We start from the raw sequence: 23,688 nt of genomic DNA on the forward strand, positions 1-23,688 counted from the left end.
AAAATATGAGAAATCCAGAAGAAATAGTTCTCCAGAAAGGCGAGGTTTTTAAGAATCCTGAAAATCTCAGCAAATTATTTCATTCGGCGTTTAACAATATTTCAGAGGCTATTGCGATAATTGAAGGGGAACAGATTCTTCTTTGCAATAATGCATTCAAAGCATTATTCGGATTTAAATTGTCCGAGGAATCCGCCAGCAGGTCGATACTCGAATTAATTTCAATAGATTACATAAATGATTTCAATACAAAACTGAAAGATTTAGTACAGGATAAAAACTCGACAAGCCATTTTGATGTAAAGTGTTTGAGATGCAACTCTATTGAATTTGATTCCGAAGTTATTTTGAAATTGGAATTTGTTTCGGGTAAACCGGTTATCTTCGCGACCTTTCACGATATAACAGAGAAAAAATCTCTCCAGGACCAGATAAATAAACTATCGTACGTCCTAGATAAATCCTCATCCGTGATAATAATAACAAATCCTTCGGGAATTGTTGAATATACCAATCCGAAATTTACCGATGTAACGGGATTTTTCTTTGAAGAAGTATTCGGAAAACAGGTTAATATTTTTGGAGATGAAGATGTAACTGAAGTACAGGCAAACGAAGTCTGGTACAATATCCGCAACGGACATTCATGGAGAGGTGAAGTTAGAAACAGAAGAAAGAACGGGGAATACTATTGGGAATCGGTGTTTATATCACCGATTATGAACGAAAACGGGGACCTGAACCATATTTTATTCATGAAAGACGACCTTTCATTCAAAAAGGAAATGGAGCTTGAATTAAAAAGAGCTCTCGATTGTGCTGAAGAAGCTAATAAGCTCAAGTTTAATCTTCTCTCAAATATGAGTCATGAACTTCGAACTCCACTAACCGGAATCATCGGTTTTTCAAGTCTATTGCGGGATGAGTTGAGCGAAACCGATCACGTTGAAATAACAGATAAAATATTAAAGTCGAGCAAGCGACTGCTCGTTACACTTAACTCTGTCCTGAATCTGGCCGAAATTGAATCCGGTAATTACCCGATCAGTTTAACGGAATTCAATCTTGGTACATATACAAGATACTTTCTTACAAATTACGATAAGACGGCATCCGAAAAGAATCTATCATTTGAAATCAATATACAGGACGACGAGATTAATGCGGTTGGAGATGAAAATCTTTTCAAACAGATATTGATGCACATTGTAGATAATGCAATCAAATTTACGAATACAGGGGGTATAAGAATTGAAGTTACTTCCGGTGAGGACGACCAGGGAAGTACTTCGGCCATAGTGAAAGTAATAGATACAGGTATCGGTATAAACATTGAGGATCAATCAAAGATATTCAGGGAATTCCGGCAGCTCAGCGAAGGAATCAGAAGAAATTTTGAAGGGAGCGGTCTCGGATTATCCGTAGCAAAAAAGATGATTAAATTGATGAAGGGAAATATTCTTGTAGAGAGCATTGTTAACAACGGATCGACTTTCAGTATTGTTCTCCCGGGAACAAAAAAGAGCCAGTTCGAGTCGGATCTTACCATTGCGGTTAAACCACCTAAAAATATTGAATTCCGGCGTACTCCTGTCAGTCCGAAAATTTCTACTCCCGGCAAAAAATTACCATACATATTAAGCATTGAAGATAATCTCTTAAACTCCGAATTAGTCAATCTTTTTCTGAAAAATCTTTTTAAAGTAGACAGTGCTAATAGTTATGCACAGGCTCTGGAAAAACTCCGGCTGAATAAATACGATGCCCTTTTAATCGACATAAATCTAGGTAACGGACCGAGCGGAATTGATGTTGCAAAGGCAATAAGAAATATGCCCGGGTACGAATTCACACCATTAGTTGCTTTAACCGGATACGCACTATTGAAAGATGAAAAATATCTCCTCCAGGAAGGATTCAATTATTATCTACACAAACCGTTCGACCGGGAAGATCTCATTAATACACTCAATAAAGCTCTCAAACTGAAGTAATCAAAAAAAAATTTCATTTAAAAAGGAAGACCATGTTTTAGACATGGTCTTTAGTGAAGGGCTTATGTGGGCTTTAGGGTAAATTTTTTTGGTAAAACATCAACACAATATTCTCTGATTTATTATCGTATAGGTCAAAAGAAAGTTTAGGGTTTTGAAAAAAATTTTTTATGAAGGGGAAAAAACTAGATAATATCGTGGAAAAAAGGCGCTTTATTAATTAATCTGTTTTGTTACTTCAATTCCAAGCTGCTCCATTCTGTAACGGAGTTTGGAACGTGACAATCCCAGCACCTTGGCGGCTTTCACCTGATTTCCGTTAGTAATTTGAAGTGTTTTAAGAATGAGGCTTTTCAGTACTGTATCAATTTTAATCCCCTGTGAAGGAATTTGAAGTATAAATTTATCATCTGCGGCTTTGTCGGAATTTTTAGGATCCAGGATCGATCCGAAATGATGTTCGGTTAGTTCATTATCCTCGCATAGAAGAACTACACGTTCCAGAATGTTTCTGAGTTCGCGGACGTTTCCTTTCCAGTGATATTTTTTGAGCAGCTCGATTGCAGAGGAATCGATGGAATGAATTTCCTTACCGAATTTCGCAGAAAATTCTTTAAGCAGGAGATATGCTATATAAGGAATATCCTCCTTTCGTTCTCTCAGAGGGGGTATTAATACTTTGGCTACATTCAGTCTGTAATAAAGGTCCTCTCTAAAATTCCCTTTTTCAATTTCATCTTCAAGGTTTCTGTTTGTTGCAGCAAGTACTCTAACGTTAACAGAGATTTCCTTTTCGCCTCCGAGTCTGTAGAATTTCCGTTCCTGCAGAACCCTAAGTAATTTAACCTGCATATCGAGGCTAAGCTCCCCTATTTCATCCAGGAGTAGAGTGCCTCCGTTGGCAAGTTCAAATTTCCCGAGTTTGGTTTTTTGAGAAGCTCCCGTAAAAGCACCCTTTTCGTGACCGAATAATTCACTTTCCGCAAGATCCCTTGGAATAGTTGCGCAATTGATAGTAATAAAAGGTGCTGAGCAGCGTGGACTTTTCTGATGTATATATTTAGCGAAGACTTCTTTACCTGTACCGCTTTCACCTTCGAGCAGGATAGTAGTATCGCTGCTTTTTGCGAGCTTTTCCACAGACTGTAAAAGCTTCTGTATCTTTGAACCCTTACCGAAAAAGTCCCGGGTCATTTCATCCGGTTCCAGAAGAGTATTGAGCCGGTTAACCTCCGACTTAAGCCGGACATTCTCAAGAGCTTTATTCAAAACGATTGAAAGCTGTTCAAGATCAATCGGTTTAAGCAGAAAATCAAAAGCACCCGACTTAATAGAGGTAACAGCCATTTTAACATCAGCATAGCCGGTTATCATTACAACTGGAATTTCCCTGAAATTCTTTTTAAGAATTTTAAGAATATCTATACCGTTGTGAGTGGTTAAATAAATATCGAGGAGAATCACATCAGGCTGGAATTCTGCCGTGATACTCTTTGCTTCATCGGCATCAAGGCAGGTAGTAACATTGTAATTCTGTTTGGTAAGGACTTTCTTAAGCGAGGAAGCTACCAGGTCGTCGTCATCTATAATTAATATTTTCGGTTCCATTAAAACTCTTTTTATACTTTAAATGTTATAAAGAATTTTGATCCCTGACCGTACTTAGAATCGAAGAAGAATTCCGCTTTCATCTCATCGAGCAGAGTTTTACAAACCATAAGTCCGACTCCGGAACCTTCGTTCTTACTTGTATAAAAACCGTGCAGTATTTTCTGAATATCATCGGGTTTTATTCCGCAGCCGAAATCTTCAACCTCCCAGAGGACTTTTTTCTGACCCGAGTTTTCAACAATACCTGTTCTAATTACAACTTTGCTCTTGTTTGAAGATGCCTCAATTGCATTGTTTATAAGATTAAGCAAAACCTGAAGCAGTTTATTCTCATTTACATTAATGTTCGGGAGGTCGGGGTCCAGATGTTTTTCGGTTACAATTCCCCGTTTAGATGCCGATGAGCTGCTGATTTCGATAGCGCGTTCAGTAACCTGATTAAGCGATGTTCCTTTAAGCGATGAATTGGACTTCCGTGTAAAGTCGAGTACGTCGGCTATAATATGAGTTATTCTCTCAAAAGCCTCGATAGAGGCATCTATCGATTCAACCATTTCCCTGGAAAGTTCTTTTTCATTCATTTTCATGAAATCAAGATTCAGCTTTATAGCTGATAAAGGATTCCGGACTTCGTGAAGCAAGCCTGCAGTCAGTTTCCCGATTATGGTCAATTTGTTATTCTGGATAAGATCTTCCACGTGACCTGTAAAGTTTGTTTTAGATAATTGAACTTTCAAGAAACAGTAGATTCTTAACGGCAAAAATAAGAAAGATTTTAATCCAAAGGAACTCTTTGAGAAAAATAGTCTTTTTTAGGAATGAACTGAATAGAAAAATTATTGAGAGGTTTTAAACCGGTTTGCAGCATTGACAACTGCAAACCGGTTTTATTTTCTTTACATAAATGACTATTTAATTCTTTATTAACAATCCACAAAGATAATTTTTAAACATGTACAATCTTTCCATTCTGTCTTACACCTAAATGGGATCTATCCTTGAACATATTCCTTTGCTCGTTATCGATCTTAAACTGACTTACCAGGTTCTGCAGTCTTTCTGTTAGCCTATTTAAATCCTCAGCCGCTCTGGCTATCTGCTGAGTTCCGGATGCAGACTGATGTGTAACAGCGCTGATCGATTCGATATTCTTGCTTATCTGTTCAGCCGCCGAAGATTGTTCCTCGCTTGCGGCAGCAACCTGATCTATTTCCATAGCCACTTTTTCAGCGCTCTCGTTTATCTTTACCAGCACCTCCTCAACCCGAACATTCAGTTCGATCCCCTGTGTTACAACTTTTCCGGCTACATTCATGGAGTCGTCCGCTTCTTTGGCTTCCTTCTGGATCGCTTTTATTGTTTCAGCAATCTCTTTAGTAGCCTTCGTTGTTCTTTCGGCAAGCTTTCTTACTTCATCGGCCACAACAGCAAATCCTCTTCCCTGTTCGCCGGCCCTTGCTGCTTCAATTGCCGCATTCAATGCGAGTAAGTTCGTCTGATCTGCAATATCATCTATAACCTGTGCTATCTCGCCTATCTGGTCAGTCTTGTTTGCGAGCGAACTGATAATCCTGCCGGTTGTTTGAGCCGAAGATATTATTTCGTTCATTCCCTTCTTGGCTTCCCCTATTTTCTCGACGCCGACTTTTGCCTGTGATTTGGCGTTCTTTGCGTTCTCGCTTGCTGTTGTTGCATTCTTTGTTGTCTGAAGTATGGTAGAAGTCATTTGAGTAACCGCAGATGCTACTTCGCTTGCCTGGGCACTCTGTTCCTGTGCCCCAGCTGCCATCTCTTCACTGCTTGATGAGATCTCGCTGCTCGCACTTGCTGTTGCATGAACTGCCTCCATTACACTTGCAAGCATATTCTTTATATTAATAACTGCTTCATTAAATCCAATGAATAATTTACCGATATCATCATTATCTTTTTCCGGTTTCAGATTAACAGTCAGATCGCCATGAGCGAATCTCTGCATATTATCCAGAAGAATAGAGGTATTTCTTGTAAGATATTCCTGATGTTTTTCAATTTCCTGCTTTGCTTTTTCGGCTTCACTTGCAGCTTTTTCAGCCTCTTTGCTTTTTACTTCAATTTCATTCATCGACTTTTTAATATTCGCTACCATAGCATTGAAATCATTTCCAAGTCTGCCGAGTTCGTCTTTAGTATTAAGGTCAACAGTTACGTTAACATCACCGGCTGCAACTTTACCGGCGGCATCACTAAGTTTTTTTACGGGGACAGAAATTTTCCTCGCTACAAAAAAGCCGATAAGCATTGCAACAAGAGCAGTAATTAAGAGAATTATCGTGAATTCTGCTTCAATAATAAAGATCTCCTCTTCAACATCGTCAACATAAATTCCGCTTCCCACGACCCATTCCCATTCTTTAAGTCCTTTCACATAAGATATCTTTGGAGAAGGAGTACTCATCCCGGGTTTATTCCATCTGTATTCAACGAAACCGGATCCTTCTCTTTTGGCAATCTCGGCCATTTTAACAAAAACAAGAACTCCATCGGGATCTTTGTATTCACTCATATCCTTGCCATTAAGAGAGGAATTTACTGGATGCATGATCATAGTGGGAGAATAATCATTAATCCAGAAATATTCATTTTCATTGTATCGAAGAGATTTTAGCATTTCAACAGCTTTTTGTTTGGCTTCTTCTTCCGTCAGGACTCCATTCCTGACCATCTTGTAATGGTTATCGAGAATATGATATGCAACTTCAACAGTGTGTTTAACATTCTCCTGCTTGTTATGATAGAGCGCATCACCGATTACCGGTACAAGGAATATGAAAAAGACTGCAAATATTGTTACTAGTATAGCTAATGAAAGAGCTACTATTTTATGGAAGACTTTCCAGTCGTTGAATTTCAGTATTTTCATTTTATTTACCTCATATATTAATTAGAGTTAAAAAAACAGATAGACTGCTCCGAGCAGACGTAAATTGCCGACCTCATCACTATCAACAAATTTTCCTTTCGAATCGGGCGTACCATAAGCCGCAGAAGTATATTCCAGCTCGCCTGCAATCCTAATTTTCCCGTTGTTATAAATTATTCTTGGTGAAACGCGATACAGATAATCGATATTGAAACCGCGCGCAAAATTTGAAATTACCGTTTTATCCGAGCCGAGATTTCCTGAATATCCGGCAAACAATCCGAACTGTATTTCTTTGCCGAATGAAAAATCGGACCATATTGAGAATGAATTTAAAGCAGAATATTTTTCAATTCCGGTCGCGGCCGATTTATCGTACACACCAAATCCCCCGAGCATCATTAGGTCTGTTGTATTCTGTCCTATTACTCCTTCAAGCTTAGCAGAAAAATTTGAGGAAGTGTATTTGGCATAAGCAATACCGGAGAAACTTGTTATTGTTTCATCAGTAAAAATGTTCTTCTCTGTAACGGTTTTTGGTTTAATTGTTTTTACATCACCTCCAAAACCAAGAATAAGATTATTCAGTCTTATCAAAGTCTGTAGATGAATTCCCGGCAATGCTGCATTTCTGAGATATATTGAGGAGGTACCGGACGGACCAATATTAGAGAAATCACGCTGAGAATAAGCTACTGCAATTAAATTCAAGCTACCTAAACTCTGCGTAAATCGAAACTGGGGGTTTCTGGAAAACGGTTGAAAAGGCGCGCCGGTATTGAACGAAACCACATCGGGAAATACTTCGGCAACAAACATCGGATGCCAGAATTGGCCTATGAGGAGAGAGGACTTCTGCCATTCCATTTTTACAAAAGCATGTCTTAATCTGAATCCGTTAATATCTCCATCCGAATGGCCGAAAAATTCCGCTTCTATCATACCGCTTGTTTTAGCATCAAGGAAATCCGGCGCGGTGATTTTACCCGCAAGACGTGTTTGAATAGCAAGCATGTTTAACGAAGGCCTGTCATTAATTACCCGACCCTCAGAATCTTTTTTCTCTTCAAGCGGAAAAAAGAGGAAATGACCTTCCCTAAGGTTTAAGACTTCGCGGCTATCGTAAATAAAATCGGTTCTTACATATCCTTCAAAAGAAATACCGAAATTTCTTTTTTCCTGGGAAATTAATTCGGTTGAGAAAAGGAGTGAGACTAAGATGAAATTTATAAAGTATAAAGAGAGTTTTCCGGATTTATTATTAATTAAGCGCATCGATTTTCTCCTTCTCTTCGTCGTTGAAAACTTTATTGAGATCAAGAAGTATCAGGAGTCTGTCATCCAGCTTACCAACCGAAGTGATATATTCAGTATCTACGCCCGATACAATTGCCGGCGGAGGTTCTGTAACACTAACAGGAATCCGCAAAACTTCGCTAACCCGGTCAACTATAAATCCTAACGTTTTGTCTTCCACATCAACAACAATTATTCTAGAATGAGTATCCGGCTCTCTTCGGGGCATACCGAGTTTAGTGCGGAGATCGACAACTGGAATTATTTTACCTCTAAGGTTAATTACCCCCTCAACATATTGAGGAGCGTTTGGAACTTTGGTTAGCTGCATCATCTTATTGATTTCTCTAACCTTCAGTATATCAACGCCATATTCCTCTTTTTCAAGAAAAAAACTGACAAGTTGAAGGATTTCGTCGTATTCCTGTTTTATATTATTTATTGCTGCCATTTTTCCCTCTTTTATAAACGGATAATGTGACACTTATATTATCGACAGGGTGTGGCATAATTTTAGAGATGATTTAAAATCTAACAGATTTGATTCAAATATCTGTTGTAAACAGATTATCAGATGTGCCAAAATCCGTCCGGATTCCTGTTTTTTGTAAAATGCGACTATAAAAAATAATGAGGTTGGATAATTGTGGCCGGATTTGCAACAGTTAAAATATTTTGAAATTCTCCTTAGTAAACGGAAATTGAATTATCATGGGACAGAAATTTTAATATGCAGAGTAGTTCCGTGAAAGGGCTCACTTTCCAGACTGAACCCGGTTCCAATAAGAGAGAGAGATTTGTTGGCAATAGCAAGACCAAGCCCGCTGCCGCTTTGATTAAGTTTTTCCCTTTCAACCTGCCTGAAAGCATTAAGTTCTTTTAATTGTTCATACTCTATACCGATGCCGTGATCGGAAATAATTATTTCATACTGATTGCCATCATTTATTCCTGTAATATTAACATCGGAATTTTCAGCAGAGAATTTAAACGCATTATCTATCAATTGAATCAATGCAAACGAGAGAAGTTCCTCGCTAACTGAAAGGCTGCACGGAGTCAGATTTAGTTTCAAATCCTTTTTGCGATTGTATGACTCAGCAACATTAAAAGCTTCTTTCGATATAAGTTCCTCTATATCAACTTGATATTTCGTAAGGAACTGGTTTTTAAGTTCTTCATCGAGATCGAGCATAAGAAGATTGGAATAGAGAATAAACTTTTCTATAACCTTGTGGAGGCGCCCTGTAGAGAATTTAATTCTCTTTATATATTCGATAATTTCCTCTCGCGAAAGGGTTTCATAATCGTCAATTATGAGGTCGGAATAACCCATAAGAGAAATTAGAGGTGTTCGTAGTTCGTGAGGAACACTTATAGCAACACTCTTAGAGAATCTTTCAACTTTCTTTTTTAGAAGCTGGGCTTTTCTAATTCTTAGTTCAACCGAACGGAGAAGGTCTTTAGCTTTGAATGGCTTTACCAGATAATCATCGGCACCAAGATTCATTCCTTCTCTTAAATCATTATAATCTGATCTGGCTGTTAGAAAAATAAAAGGAAGGTCGGAATAATTCTCGATGCTTTTAATTTCCTTAATCAAATCCAGGCCGGTTTTAACAGGCATCATTACATCGGAAACAATCAGGTCCGGCTTGATTTCGTCGAGGGCCGAACGGAGGTTTACTGCGGAATCGAGATGAAAAACAGCATAATTTTCACTCGTCAGGATTTCGACAACCGATTCCTTAACATTCTTGTCGTCTTCAAACAGAACTATTTTCGGATTTTCTTTTGTTTCGGAGTTTTCCATAATTATTCATCACCTATAATTTTCCTGATTGTATTATATAGCTCTGCTACCCGAAAAGGTTTAGTAAAGAAGTAGTCGGCTCCGTTTTGCAGAACTTCATCAATAATGTTTTTGTCAGCAACAGCGCTAAGCACTACAACCGGGAGACTTCTGAAAGAACTGCTCGATTTTACTTCCTGAAGAAATTTAAATCCGTCATAACCCGGCATAAATAAGTCGCACAGGACCAAATCGGGTTTAAGTTCCGGTAGACTATCGTAGGCCGACTTGCCTTCTTTGAAATGAATAATCTCGCAATTGATCTCTTTCAACAGATTGCTGATGAGATCTATCATTGCAGGATTATCCTCTATTAAAAATATTCTATTCAAATAGCTTTAACCGTAAAAGTTATTTTTGTTCCTTTATTGAGTTCACTGTCAATATAAATTTCGCCTCCGTGAAGATCGATTGCATTTTTAACAATATTCATTCCCAGACCGCTTCCGTTTATATCGGTAACATTTCTACCGCGGAAGAACGGTTCAAAAATATTCTTTAAATCATTCTGATCAATACCGAGTCCTTCATCAGCAACAATAAATTGAATTTTCTCCTCTTTTTCAAGAATGTTTAACGAAACGATTCCCCCTTCCGGAGAGAATTTAACTGCATTAGAAAGAAGATTATTAAGAATCTGGGTAAGAAGTTTTCGATCCAGAACGTAATTATCTTTACTCAGTTTACAATCATACAGAAGGTGATGAGACGGACCGGCCTGATAACTGATCTCCTTAATAATCTCATTGCAGAGTTCTCTTAAGTTAAGATTATCCGGAGAGAATTTTAGTTTACCACGGTCTGCCCTGCTTAATGTTAACACATCATCGAGAAGGGTAGTCATATAATTAACAGAATCCTGAATTTTCTTAATATGATTCAGGATTTTTTCAGCCGGCCATTTTTGATGGTAGAGTTCAACCAGATCGGCCGAAGCAAGGATTGTAGTTAGAGGCGTTCTGAATTCATGCGAGGCCATAGAGATAAAATTTGTTTTCATTTCGTTGAGTTCTCTTTCCCTGTTAAGTGCCAGGATTGTTTTCTCCTCCATTTGTTTCCGTTCGGAGATATCGACCAGTAAACCCATAATACCTTCCGGTTTACTTTCAGAGTAACCGAACGCAGCTTTATAAACAATAAACGGGATCATTACACCCTTAGCATTTTTCACTTCCACTTCATAAATGGAAATAGTTTCTCCTTTAATGAGTTTTTCATCAGTATCAATTGCAAGTTCTCTAGCCCTTCCATCAAGAACCGTATCAAGGTTTGCCCCTAAAAGCTCATCTTTACTTTTTCCAGTCAGCTTTTCAAATGCCGGATTGACATCCGTGTAATTACCGTAAATGTCTTTCACAAAGATCGGGTTGGGAATGGTATCGATAAGTGTACGGAGAAATATATTTTGTGAATTTACCTGAGCCGTTCTTTCCTCAACCATTTCTTCCAGATGTTCTCTATATCTAATCAGTTCCTCCTCGGCTTTAACCTTTTCTGTTATATCTTCTTTTACCGCGATAAAGTGAGTCACAAAACCTTCCTCATTCTTAATCGGGGAAATATGTGCCGATTCCCAGAAAAGTTCTCCATTCTTTTTTCTATTATGGAAAATACCTGTCCAGTTTCTTCCTGTGGTAATATTATTCCAAAGCCCTTTATAGGTTTCCGGTTTCCATTCTCCGCTTTTCAGTATCCTTGGATTCTGTCCTATTGCCTCTTCGAATGAATACCCGGTAACCTCACAGAATTTTGGATTAACATATTCAATTACTCCGTCGGTATTTGTAATTACAATTGAAACCTGGCTCTGCTCAACGGCGTGCGAGAGTTTCCTTAAATTTTCTTCAGCTTTTTTCCGTTCCGTGATATCTCTAACGACATATACCATGCCGATCGGATTGGATTCCGAATCGACAATCATATCCCCATTAACTTCAGCAATTATTGCATTTCCGTCTTCAAAAACCAGAGTATATTCCTGAATACCGAGAGAATATTCCATCATAAGATTCGTATTCTTAATTGCTCTTTCTTTATCTTTTGGCGAAATGAATGTCAGTATATTCTTACCAAGCAGATTTTCCTTTGGCACATAACCCAGAGTTTGGAGTACCGATTCATTAACAAAAATGATATCGCCTTTTAAATTTGTTCTGATAATAAGGTCGGGAACGGTTAAAAGTAATTTGCGGTGTAACTCCTCGCTTTCTCTAAGAGCTTCTTCAGTATGTTTACGTTCGGTAATATCTTTCATTGAACCGAGCAGCCGGATACCCCTTCCATTTTTATCCGCAAGGACAACAGCATTATCCTCTATCTGAACATAATTCCCGTTTTTATGTCTCAGGCGGTAGAACTGAGTAATATTTCCGCCTTTGTCAAATAACTTGGCTTCCTCTTCAACCGCTTTGACCCTGTCCTCCTGATGAAGCAATTGGTTGAACTGTTCGACTGACAGGGAATTATATTCTTCTTTAGAATATCCAAGCACTTCCTGAATAGCCCCTTCGCGATGGACATTATTTGTAACTAGGTCTCTGTCATATACAATTGTACCGGTTTTCTCGGCAATAATTCTAAATCTTTCTTCACTTTCTCTGAGGGCATCATCAGATTTAATTCTTTCGGAAATATCCTGAATAACAACAAGAGATCCTCTACTTTCTCCGGAATGAAAATCGGAACCGTTAAGTTCTCCGTAAAAAATAGAACCATCCTTACGCTTCATCCTCAGGATTAGATTCTTTGTAACTCTGATCATATCAACAGCTTCCCTGAAGGCATCAACCGCTTTCTTGATATCCTCTTCATAAAGAAATTCCATAAATGGACGGCCAACCATTTCTTCAGGCAGATAATCAAATATCTCAAGGGCGGACGGAGAAGCATATGTAATAATTCCATTTGCATCCGTAAGCGAGATAAGACTGTTAGTTTGTTCCGTTATTGCCCTGAATTTTTCTTCAGACTGTCGCAAAGCATCTTCAGATAGTTTTCTATCAGTAATGTCTGTTATGGTACCGACATAGCCGACAATATTGTTACGTGAGTCAAATTCCGGAATAGCCTGCCCCATAACCCAGACAGTATTCCCGTCAGGTCGGAGGAATCTGTATTCCGCAACCGAGACATCATTCTCCTGAGTGGAGAATTTCCAGCCGCTGCTTACTTTTTTACGGTCATCCGGATGAACAGCATTAATCCATCCGTCGCCCATGGCCTCTTCAAAAGAGATTCCTGAAAGCCGGCTCCAGGTAGGATTCACATAAGTCGTTAAGCCTTGCGGATCGGTTCTAAAAATACCAACGGGAGAAACCTGGGCAAGTGTATTAAATAACTGTTCGCTTTCGCGCAGCGCATCAAGTGCGTTTTTACGGTCGGTTATATCCTTACATATTCCTTCATTAAAAATAACATTTCCGTTTTCGTCCTTTATATATCTTGCATTATCTTCAACCCAGATAATTTTTCCGTCTTTTCTCTTTAATCGGTAGGTTTCAACATTACTTATAAATCCCGGGTTACTTGTTAAAATATCTTCTCGTTCACTGGTCTGAACATAAATATCTGTAGGAATATAGATTGATTTCAATTCTTCAAGACTATCATATCCGAGCATTTGGATAAAAGCGGGATTTGCATCGACAATATATCCGTCGTATGTGGAACGGTAATAGCCGTTAGGCATGGTATTGAACAGATTTCTGAATTTTTCTTCACTTTCTTTTAACGCTGTTTGAATTAACTTATGTTCGGTTATGTCCTGCATTACAAGCAATCCGGCAATCAGCTTTCCCTGTGAATCAAATATTGGCGCGCCGCTAGCAAGTTGCCAAACGCTGCTTCCGTCTTTTCTTTCGAGCCTCATTTCTTTACTGTGCGTTACTATACCCTGTAATGCACGGGGTAAAGGCAGTTCCTGGGCTTCAACTTTATTCCCTTCAGGTGTATATTCCTGCCAGACAACGTCTATTTCCATTAAGGATTTTTCAAGATAATCATCTGCTTTAATGAGCAGGAAATCCTCGGTAGCTTTATTTATAACTTTTATTTTGAAATCTTCAGCCGAGGCGAGAACCATTGGAAGAGGTGATTGCATTATTGTTTCTTTCAATTGTATTTTCGTACGTTCAAGCTCTTCAGCAGCTTTTTTGCGTTCTGTAATATCGGTCATCGCTCCAAGCGAACCAATCACATTTCCATTTGAATCAAAAACCGGAGAACCATTTACAAGGAATGTAATCTGTTCTCCATTTTTTGAAAGGAAACAAGCTTCGTATTGACCGCTTTTTCTTTCTTTCCGCTGCTGTATTGCATCAATTATTTTATGCTTGTCTTTTTTATCCAGCAGAAATTCATAACCGATTTTACCAATAATTTCATTTTCAGTATATCCCAATAGTTTTTCAAACTTTTTATTAACAAACAATATTCGATCTTCATTATCTACAAGCATTACAGCTTCGTTCAGGTTTTCAACCAGAGTTCTGTACTTTAATTCACTTTTCTTAAGTTCCTGATCGATTTTGATTCTTTCGGTAACGTCTCTGCCAACAATAACTATTCCATTAACGGAATTATTATTAAGCATATTAATACCGACGGTTTCCAGGTAGGCAAAAGATCCATCTTTTTTAAGTATTCTATAAACTGTTGGAACAAAGTCATTCGAATTGGAAAAGACCTGACTTATTTCGAATCTGGCCAGTTCGTGATCATCCGGGTGAATAAAATCCAATGGATTTTTACCGATCATTTCATTCTCAGTAAAGCCATAGAGTTTAATTGCCGCCGGGCTCTGGTATACGATTAATCCGTCAGAACTTATAATTGTTATTGAATCGTTCAACCCTTGAATAATAGAACGAAATTTTTCTTCACTTTCACGAATTTTTTCTTCAGCGATTTTGAGATTGGAAATATCCCTGGCTACACCTACTATACCTAATATGTTTCCACTGGAATCGCGCAAGGGGGCTAAAGAAGTCTGGTAGAATAATTTCCTGTTCTGTGAGGCCGTGGACCATTCATATACAACACTTTCACCATTCAGAACTTTAAGATTCTCCTTTTCATGTATACTTGAAGCCTCGTCGCCGAATATATCCCGGGCAGTACGGCCGATAAAGAATTGCGGAGTTAAACCACTTCGGGTTACCCATTCCCCGAATACGCCAGTATGACGCTGTTGGGTGTCGAGAGTGTAAACAATATCATTTAGCGACGTAACCAGGGAACGGAATTTGGATTCACTTTCCGCGAGGGCCGATTCAGCGGACTTACGTTCGGTTATATCGATCACAGTAGTAAGAGCAGCTTCTATTCCGTTTATATCAATCATTTCGGAGGAAAGGATGCCGAATCCAGTAGTGCCGTTTTTTCTTCTAAACTGAAACTCATAGTTTTTTATTACTTTATTTTTTTCAAATTCTGAAGTAACATAATCGCGTTGACTCTGATCAATCCATAAATTCAATTCAATGCCGGGCCGACCAATAACCTCCTCTTTTAAATATCCGGTTAACTTGATGAATGCCTGATTAATATCAATAAAAATATCATTATCATCCTGTATCGCCATTGCGACAGGTGAAGCATGAAAGGCAATATTAAATTTACTTTCTGATAGCTTAATTGCAGCTTCTGCAAGTTTTCTTTCGGTAATATCAAGATGGGAACCGAACATTCTGATAACTTTTCCACCGGCATCGAGTATTGAAGCAGCTTTATTGTGGATCCATCTGTAGCTTCCATCTTTATGCCGGAAGCGGAATTCAATTATAAAATGTTTGCCTGGATTCTGAATATAGGATTGAACTTCTTTCAAACACCGCTCTTTTTCCTCCGGATGTAAATGATCAGTCCATTCATAAAACTCATTTTTAATTTCAAAATCTTCATAGCCAATCATTTTCTTCCATTGCGGGGAGAAATAGACTTGATTTGTTAAAAGGTTCCAATCCCAGATTCCCTGTTCAGAAGCATCTATTGCCAGGGCAAACCTTTCTTCACTCTCTCTAAGTGCTTCTTCAGCAAGTTTTCGTTCTGTAATATCGGTCGATATACTCAGCAGGACATCTTTTTCACCCCATCTGGCTTTCTTGGTAATTACTAGGAGCGGGAACGAGGTACCGTCCTTCTTCTTATGTCCGAGTTCAAATTTCAGTTCGCCTTTTTTATTTATCTCTTTTATTCTGGATTCAATCAGCTCGGCAGATTCAGGAATATCAATCTCCTTCAAATTTAATTTCAGAAATTGATCTTCAGTATATCCATGCATCTCAAGTGTCCTCTTATTCGCATAGATTATATCCCCATTCATGTCATGAACAATTACCGAAGCCGGCGATAGATCGAGCAGGTCGGCCATCAGTCCGATCCGTTCCTGAGCTCTTTTACGTTCAGTAACATCCCTGAAGACTCCTATAATTCTTTCCGAATTACTGTTGTAAACAGCAGATATTTCAAGGACCTTGTTTTTATATTCCAAATCAAAGGGTTCAATGTCATTACCATTTAGAATATTAATAATTTTAGGAAGGACAGTAACAAAAGACTTAACAGGGAGAATTTTTTTAGCGATTACCTTCAGGTCGGCACCGATAACTTCTTCTTTTTTAAGTTCGAGAATATCGAGCAGGGCTTTATTAACTGAAATGATCTTCCCTTTTAAGGATGCGTAGGTAAGACCTTCTTTGACCGATTCAAAAATATCTGTAAGGATTTCCTGGTTCTGTTTAAGTTTGTTCTCGGTATTTTTTCTCTCCGTAATATTATTAACAATAACCGCAAACTGGTTCGGCTGATTCCTATAGACAACAACCTCATAGTAATTATCGAGTTCTTTAACATAATTTTCATAAGTGATGGGTACGCCTGAAACAGCCACCTCTCCGAATTTTTCAATCCAGTATTCTTCTATATCCGGAAGTACTTCTTTAACAGTTTTACCAATTATTCTTTTTCTTTTAAGGCCGGTTAGTTTTTCATAGCTATCGTTAACTTCAAGAAATCTGTAGTCAACGACCTTTCCTTTTTTATCCGTAATAACTTCATGAACAGCGAGGCCCTGCTGCATTTGTGTAACGAGTGCTCTGAACTTCTCTTCACTTTTCTGAACTTCCGAGCGAGCTTTATAGGATTCAGTTACATCTGAAAACACAAGAACAACACCGCGGATTTCCCCGTCATTATCCCGAATAGGAGCTGCGCTATCGGAAATATTAATTTCCTTACCGTTTTTCGAGATTAAAATAGTATGATTAGAGAGACCGATAACTTTACCGGATTTGATTACTTTATCGACAGGATTGACAAGAGGTTCCCTGGTAGTCGCATCGATAATATTAAAGATTTCCTCAAGGTGTTTCCCTCTGGCATCATCCAGTTTCCATCCAGTCAATTTCTGGGCAACAGGATTCATTCTAACAACAATGCCCTTTTCATCTGTAGAAATAACTCCGTCGCCGATCGAATTAAGAGTTATTGCAAGATTTTCTTCGCTCTCCCTTATACTCACTTCCATTGAATGTTTATAGAGAGACATTTCAATTGTAGTGAATAGTTCGCGGTTATCGAATGGTTTAATAAGATATCCGTAAGGCTCAACAAGTTTGGCGCGTTCAAGAGTATTGTCATCCGAATAAGCGGTAAGAAAAATGATCGGTATATCGGCAATTTTATTTATCTCCTCGGATGTTTCAATTCCGTCTTTTTGTCCTTTCAGCATAATATCCATAAGGATCAGGTTCGGTTTTTCCGACTTTACAATTTTAAGAGCTTCGCTGGAATTACCGGCAATTCCAACCACTTTATAGCCGTACTTCTGAAGTGTATTCCTGATATCAAGCGCAACAATGGTCTCGTCATCGACGACAAGAATTTTTATTTCTTCCTTTTTCGGCTTTTTTAATTTCATATGGCATCTCGGAAAGTAATTTTAAATTCGGTGCTTTTTTCTGAGCTATTAATATGCAGATCACCGTGAATCTGATTTGTGAGGGATTTAACCAGCAGCATTCCCAGCGAATTCAGTTTATTTATGTCGAAGTTGTCCGGCAGTTTTTTACCGTTATTTGCAACTGAGAGTGTAAAATAATTTTCAGCATTTTTATTGAATGATATTTTTATCAGGCCTTTACTCCCAGGCAGAAATGCATGCTTTAAAGAATTGGAAATCAGTTCGTTTATTATTAATCCGCAAGGAATTATTCTATCGATATCCAGATTAAGGTTTTCAATATCTACAACTATATTCACATTGGCATTCTGTTCAAAATACGAATCCTTAAAAAACTCGACCAGATTTTTTACGTAATTATTGAAATTGACTGAATTAAATGTGTTCTCTATATAAAGGAGCTCATGAATCAGAGCCATCGATTTAATCCTGTTTCTGCTTTCAGCAAATACAGAAAGGACCTCGGGATTTTCTATCAAATCCGACTGAAGATTAAAAAGGCTCATAATTACCTGAAGATTGTTTTTAACCCGGTGATGAACCTCTTTAAGAAGGATCTCTTTCTCCTTTAATGAAGATTTTATCTGTTCTTCCAGTTCTTTACGATCTGTTATATCAACAATAATTCCCCTGATACCAACTACTTTTTCATTATTATATATGGCACTGGAGAAGATAATCACTGGGAATGTAGAACCGTCTTTTCTAACCGCGGTATACTCATTAAATGATGTACCCTTATTTGAAAGAACTTTTGAAATGTTAAGTTTAGCCCGATCTCTGTCTGCAGGTACGACCATTTCGATCGCATTTAAACCATTTGCAAATTCAAGACTGTCGTAACCGAAAAAGCTGTGCGCAGATTTGTTTACAAATGTAAGATTTCCCAAAAGATCCATTTCAAAAATAGTTTGGGGAAGAAGCTCCGATAACTCTCTGAATTTCTGTTCGCTTTCCCGGAGGGACTCTTCTGCTTTTTTGCGTTCAATAGCCATAGCTGCAATACCGGCAAATAACAGTACTTTCTCTTTTTCCGGGAATGGCTGACCTTCGCTGCCGGCCAGAACCATAGTACCTACAAGCTTATCACCGTGAACCATTGCCAGTCCGGCAAACCATTCGATATTGAAGAATTTCTGTACCGGGATACCTAACCAGTCGGGCACTGCCCCAAAAGTAAGCTCCTTAATTGAATTGATTCTACTGAAAGTCTCTTTGCGAATACGTTCATAATCCGTCTTTGAAAGATAGATTGGTTTTTGCGAAATATTTTCGCCAATCATCTTGATTATTGTAGCGTGATCCTGATCTGAAAGGCTTGAATACTTAATTTCCAGTTCCGAAGTCGATTCATTATAAATAGTAAGCCAGGCAGCTCTGACACCGAAAATTTTTTTAAAACTGGATACAATGAAAGGGAAAATCTGATAATAAGGAAGGTAAGCGAGTTCAAGCGCAAGCCGGTTGAGATCAACAAGAATTTCATTTTCATATTCAAAGGCAGCTAATTCTGATTCTTTAACAGATTCCAGTTGATCCAATTTAAATTTCAACCCGGTATTTTCCGCTTTAAGCCGTTCAATTTCCAGAAGCAGATTTGAATCCTCATATTCTTTAAAGCTCATAAAACGGTTCCCGACTACCCGAATCGATCCGATCCCGGGTTAGCATAAAGTAGTTTTTTAGTCCCCGCAAATTTCCTTTACTGGATTTTTGACCATAATGCTCAACAAATGCATTAATCCGAAAAAATATAATTCTTTAATCCCACTTAAATCACGGGCTATGCATAATAATCGAACTAAACAATGGGAATGTTTAATTAATCGGCTGAATAAGGAGTATAATTTATTACCAAGTCCTATTTTCTGACGGGGAAAATTATTCTGAACTCGGATCCTTTTTCATTACCAGCAATATAAAGTTCGCCGTTTAACTGTTTAGTAAGAGTATTAACCAGCATCATACCGAGTGATTTAAGATCTTCATTTCTAAAATCACCTGTAATCCCAATACCATTATCCTTCAACAACAGGCAGATTGAATCATCAGAAATTCTCTTGAAGGAAATTAACACTTCACCATTCCGTCCGTCCGGGAATGCATGTTTAAAAGAATTGGATATTAACTCATTAATTATCAATCCGCAGGGAATAATTGTATCGATATCCATTTGAATATTATCAACATCGAATCGAATTTTAATATTTCCTTTGGTTTCAGTATAAGATCTTTTAAGAAAATCGACCATGTTTTTAACATAATGGTTTATATCGATCGACTCAAAATTACTTTCGCGATAAAGAAGTTCGTGAATCAATGCCATCGATTTAATTCTATTGCGGCTTTCCCTGAAAGCATTTAAAATATTCTGATCTTCAATTAATTCCGACTGGAGGCTGAGGAGGCTCATAATTACCTGGAAATTATTTTTTACCCTGTGATGAACCTCCTTAAGGAGAATCTCTTTTTCTTTAAGGGAATTAGTGATTTTTTCTTCATAGAGTATTCTTTCGGTTATATCCCGGGCGGCAGAATAAATTCTGTTGCCCGAAGGATACGCTCGCCACTCAATAACTCTGTACTCTCCGGATTTTGTACGGTACCTGTTTGAAAAGCCAAGTATTTCTTTTTCATCTTTCAGATTGTTAATAGCCTCTAATGTTGAATTGAGATCATCCGGGTGGACAAAATCGAGGAATTTTTTTCCATTAAGCTCATCAAGATTGTAGCCTAGAACATTTTCCCACTGTTTATTGAGTCTAATAAAATAACCATCCGTATCTGCGATGCAGAAAAGGTCAAGGGCATTGGTAAAATAGCGGTCGAGCTCCTCGGTTTTCTCTTTTAATATTTTCTCCGAATTCTTGCGATCGGTAATATTCCGCACAATATTCATCAATGCCGGCCGGTTATTATAATCAATGCGCATAGTAGTAATTTCTGCGTTTACTTCATTTCCGTCTCTATTTTTTAAAATTGTTTCAAATGAACAAAAACCATTATTCATAATTTCATTAAGCCTGTACTTAACGTCCTCCTCTGAAACATCCTTTTCAAAGGCGGAGGGATGTAAACCAAGAACTTCCTCTTTTGAATAACCAAGCATCTCCGCTGAAGCTCTATTTACCTCCACAATACCGGACACCGAATCAGGCGGTTCGAGGTAAAAGATTGTTATTCCGTCCCTGTTGGATTCAAACAAGTCCCGGTATTTCTTTTCACTTTTTCTGAGGGCCAGTTCAGCTAGCTCTCTTTCCTTTATCTCCTCTTTTAAGCTCAATAGATTTTTTTTACTGCTTTCGAACAATCCGGCATTTGAAATCGCTAAAGCAGCGATATTTGAGAATGCTTTGCACAATTCGATTTCCGATTCCGAATAATCCTTAATCCTGTTAACTGTTCCAATAATGGAAACCGCAAGCAGCTCATTACCAGCAATGAGCGGGATGTAGACCAGAGTTTTGAATCCTCTCATTTCAACAACTTTTTTCTCTGCAGGTGAAAAATCAATTTTAGCAGTATCGTAGACACAAATTACATCCCTTCCGTAAGCGCATTTCTGAATATGGGAATGCTCAGAGAGTATTGCATGTCTGAAAATATCCGGCATCTCCGGGGAGAGAGGGGGCATTGCAGCTTCGAGGTATAAATGATCACCGTCTATTGTATAGATTGCCCCGCTATCTAGTCCGATCATTTTAATTACACTGTCGATTACTGCCTGGAGTACTTTATCCAGTTCCAGAGAAGACGACAAGGTATTACTTATTTCAAGAAGTGATTTCAGATTTTTATTACTATCCAGTATTTTCTGCTGAGCAAGATTCTGAAGAGTAACATCCTGTACAGTAGAAACCATAATGCTCTGTTCTGGAATGGGGATATTGACAGCTGAAACAAATTTTTGACTTCCCTCCTGAGTTGTAACTTTAATATTATCCCATTTCATACGAGCTGGATCACCGCTTTCAATGTCCGACATAATTCTCTCAAAAATCTCCTTCCTGTAGACGGGATCCGGATAAACAAGTTCAAAAAAACGGCCGATATCGGAAATGTCCTGATCGCTCCAGCCATAAACCTCGGCGAATTTTTTATTCACATAACTGGCTTTGCCGCTTTCAATTTCATTTACTGCCAGACCTATCGGAAGGTTGTCAAGGATAGTCTGTATAAAGACATTTCTATTCTCAAGTTCCAGAATAATCTTTTTCTGCCAGTCGATATCAGTATGTGTTCCGATCATTCTAAGAGGCCTTCCTTCCTGATCCCATTCAATAACCTTTCCGCGGTCTAATATCCATTTATATGAACCATCCTTGCATTTCATCCTGTGCTCATTCTGATAAGCAGGAATTTTGCCATCCTGATAGTCCTTAAGATCTTTCAGGCATTTTTCTTTGTCATCCGGGTGGATTCTTATAAGCCATTCATCAAGCGAATTAGAGATTTCTTCTTCATTGTATCCCAGCATTTCTTTCCATCGGTTCGAAAAGTAGACTTCATTAGTTTTAGAATCCCAGTCCCAGAGGCCATCGCCGGCCCCTTCCAGAGCGAATTTCCATCTGTCTTCACTTTCAGATAATTTCTGTTCTGCTGCCTTATGTTCTGTGATTTCATTCTCGAGCGACCGGTTGATGCTTATTAAGTTATCGGCCATATCATTAAACGAACGGGCCAGAATTTTTATTTCGTCATTCATTTCGGACACAGGTACTCTTATGTCAAAATTACCATTGCTGAAAGCCGTAATAACACGGCTGAACCTTGATAAAGGTAATCTTACCAGCAGCCAAACAATGAAAATTAAAGCGGCAGAGATTATAAATAAACCAATAATAAGTTTGTTATAAATATCGTTTTCAAGTTGTGCCGAGATTGCGGCCATCGCTTTGCGGTTGGATACAGAAACAATTATTAGTTCGTGCATCGTGCCTTTATAAGTTGAGAATCCGTAACTAGTGAGATTCTGATAATCGATAAAATTTCCGTTTTTATTATTAATTATTGTATTGATTACATTTCCCGGGTAGTCGATAACGGCATTTTTGCCATTCCTGGTAGAATCCGTATTCAAAGCATAATTGCCTGCGCTATTAATAATAAAAAAATCGCCGTCCAGAGTTTTTTTAATCTCTTTAAAGAAGGCAACTAATTCCCTGGGTTTGGATTGATAAAACTTCTCTTTGTAACTGCTGGCAATTGAATGCCTGAAGACCGCTTCATGCTGAAGATGAGAATTAATTACGTCCTTCTTTATAGTAATGGCCATAAAAAGGATTGGAATAATAGCAAGCAGAATAAACCAGGCAATTAATCTGACAGGGAGAATGTTTTTAAAGGAAGTTGAAGTAAAAAAACCTTTTTCTTTTTGAGGAGTTGATTGATCCAGAGGAGAAATAGCGCTTCCCCATAAAGGTTTTATGTAATTTTCCGGCAAGGCAATCATTACGAGAGTGGTAATAACAGTAGTTATAATAAATTCAGGCAGGAATCCTTTATAAACATCATAGAGGGCTTGATAGACAGGATACCCGTTATTCGTTATAATCTGATAAAGAGAATTATCAAAGAAATAAGTTGCCAGAAAGAGAGGTATATAAAAAATGAAATAATAGCTGATTACAAGGAGAACCCACTGAAAAATAAAAACCAGAAGATTGATTTTGCAGCAGTAGATCTTTCTATACAATAAACCCGTTAAAACTCCGCCTAAAATATGCTGCAGCATGGTATATGTATACAATTCCGGTACGGGACTGCTTAAGGTAGATAAAATACCGATTATTAATCCGCCGACAGGCCCCGTAAATGCAGATCCAATCAGAACAAATATTTCTCTAGGATCACTGATAAGCCGGCTGCCGGAAACATAATAGAAGATTTCAAATTCAACTATAAGATATGCCAGCATTCCAAAAACGAAAGCTGTTATAATGTTTACTTTCGAGACCAGTTTCATTTGCGCCCTCTTACTCGTCTTGCATAGAATTAGATAGAGAAATTCCTTTTCTTTTCAGATCACCTGCTTTCTTCAGATTATTATCGTCTTAAGTGAATGATAATATTA

At 38.1% G+C, this 23,688-nt stretch carries 11 protein-coding genes; 1 reads left to right on the plus strand and 10 read right to left on the minus strand.

Annotated features, from left to right (window positions below; all coding sequences use genetic code 11):
• Positions 1–5: 5 nt before the first annotated feature.
• Positions 6–1,994 (plus strand): ATP-binding protein, encoded by a 1,989-nt coding sequence (locus PLZ15_01700; GenBank protein ID HOI28445.1) that lies wholly within the window; start codon positions 6–8, stop codon positions 1,992–1,994.
• A 216-nt stretch (positions 1,995–2,210) separates the two neighbouring features.
• Here PLZ15_01700 and PLZ15_01705 read toward each other — a convergent pair whose 3' ends face one another.
• The 10 genes from PLZ15_01705 to PLZ15_01750 form a co-directional block, all read right to left on the minus strand.
• Positions 2,211–3,602, minus strand: coding sequence for a sigma-54 dependent transcriptional regulator (locus tag PLZ15_01705; GenBank protein ID HOI28446.1), 1,392 nt, complete (start codon positions 3,600–3,602; stop codon positions 2,211–2,213).
• Positions 3,603–3,613: 11 nt separating this feature from the next.
• Positions 3,614–4,342 carry an ATP-binding protein gene (locus PLZ15_01710; GenBank protein ID HOI28447.1) on the minus strand — a complete coding sequence of 243 codons (729 nt, stop codon included), beginning with the start codon at positions 4,340–4,342 and terminating at the stop codon, positions 3,614–3,616.
• A 209-nt stretch (positions 4,343–4,551) separates the two neighbouring features.
• The gene (locus PLZ15_01715) at positions 4,552–6,507 is read right to left on the minus strand and encodes a methyl-accepting chemotaxis protein (GenBank protein HOI28448.1); all 1,956 of its coding nucleotides are present in this window, start codon (positions 6,505–6,507) and stop codon (positions 4,552–4,554) included.
• Between the two features lie 27 nt (positions 6,508–6,534).
• Positions 6,535–7,782 (minus strand): hypothetical protein, encoded by a 1,248-nt coding sequence (locus PLZ15_01720; protein HOI28449.1) that lies wholly within the window; start codon positions 7,780–7,782, stop codon positions 6,535–6,537.
• Positions 7,769–8,254, minus strand: a complete 486-nt coding sequence (locus PLZ15_01725; GenBank protein HOI28450.1) for a chemotaxis protein CheW — start codon at positions 8,252–8,254, stop codon at positions 7,769–7,771. Before PLZ15_01725 ends, PLZ15_01720 begins: the two co-directional genes overlap by 14 nt.
• A gap of 258 nt (positions 8,255–8,512) precedes the next feature.
• Positions 8,513–9,616 carry a response regulator gene (locus tag PLZ15_01730; GenBank protein HOI28451.1) on the minus strand — a complete coding sequence of 368 codons (1,104 nt, stop codon included), beginning with the start codon at positions 9,614–9,616 and terminating at the stop codon, positions 8,513–8,515.
• A gap of 2 nt (positions 9,617–9,618) precedes the next feature.
• Positions 9,619–9,987 (minus strand): response regulator, encoded by a 369-nt coding sequence (locus PLZ15_01735; GenBank protein ID HOI28452.1) that lies wholly within the window; start codon positions 9,985–9,987, stop codon positions 9,619–9,621.
• Positions 9,984–17,573 (minus strand): PAS domain S-box protein, encoded by a 7,590-nt coding sequence (locus PLZ15_01740; GenBank protein HOI28453.1) that lies wholly within the window; start codon positions 17,571–17,573, stop codon positions 9,984–9,986. The genes PLZ15_01735 and PLZ15_01740 overlap by 4 nt, the downstream gene beginning before the upstream one ends.
• On the minus strand, positions 17,570–19,240 hold the full coding sequence (locus PLZ15_01745) for a histidine kinase dimerization/phosphoacceptor domain -containing protein (GenBank protein HOI28454.1): 1,671 nt from the start codon (positions 19,238–19,240) through the stop codon (positions 17,570–17,572). The genes PLZ15_01740 and PLZ15_01745 overlap by 4 nt, the downstream gene beginning before the upstream one ends.
• Positions 19,241–19,476: 236 nt before the next feature.
• Complete coding sequence (locus PLZ15_01750) at positions 19,477–23,580, minus strand: PAS domain S-box protein (GenBank protein ID HOI28455.1); 4,104 nt, start codon at positions 23,578–23,580, stop codon at positions 19,477–19,479.
• Between the last annotated feature and the right edge of the window lie 108 nt (positions 23,581–23,688).

Source organism: Melioribacteraceae bacterium (genome assembly GCA_035362835.1).
Classification (GTDB): Bacteria; Bacteroidota; Ignavibacteria; order Ignavibacteriales; family Melioribacteraceae; genus DSXH01.

Bases quoted from the DNA above. Each gene is read 5' to 3' on its own strand.
- PLZ15_01730 (HOI28451.1), bottom strand. From the start codon at position 9,616: ATGGAAAACTCCGAAACAAAAGAAAATCCGAAAATAGTTCTGTTTGAA.
- PLZ15_01750 (HOI28455.1), bottom strand. From the start codon at position 23,580: ATGAAACTGGTCTCGAAAGTAAACATTATAACAGCTTTCGTTTTTGGA.
- PLZ15_01705 (HOI28446.1), bottom strand. From the start codon at position 3,602: ATGGAACCGAAAATATTAATTATAGATGACGACGACCTGGTAGCTTCC.
- PLZ15_01725 (HOI28450.1), bottom strand. From the start codon at position 8,254: ATGGCAGCAATAAATAATATAAAACAGGAATACGACGAAATCCTTCAA.
- PLZ15_01720 (HOI28449.1), bottom strand. From the start codon at position 7,782: ATGCGCTTAATTAATAATAAATCCGGAAAACTCTCTTTATACTTTATA.
- PLZ15_01715 (HOI28448.1), bottom strand. From the start codon at position 6,507: ATGAAAATACTGAAATTCAACGACTGGAAAGTCTTCCATAAAATAGTA.
- PLZ15_01740 (HOI28453.1), bottom strand. From the start codon at position 17,573: ATGAAATTAAAAAAGCCGAAAAAGGAAGAAATAAAAATTCTTGTCGTC.
- PLZ15_01745 (HOI28454.1), bottom strand. From the start codon at position 19,240: ATGAGCTTTAAAGAATATGAGGATTCAAATCTGCTTCTGGAAATTGAA.
- PLZ15_01700 (HOI28445.1), top strand. From the start codon at position 6: ATGAGAAATCCAGAAGAAATAGTTCTCCAGAAAGGCGAGGTTTTTAAG.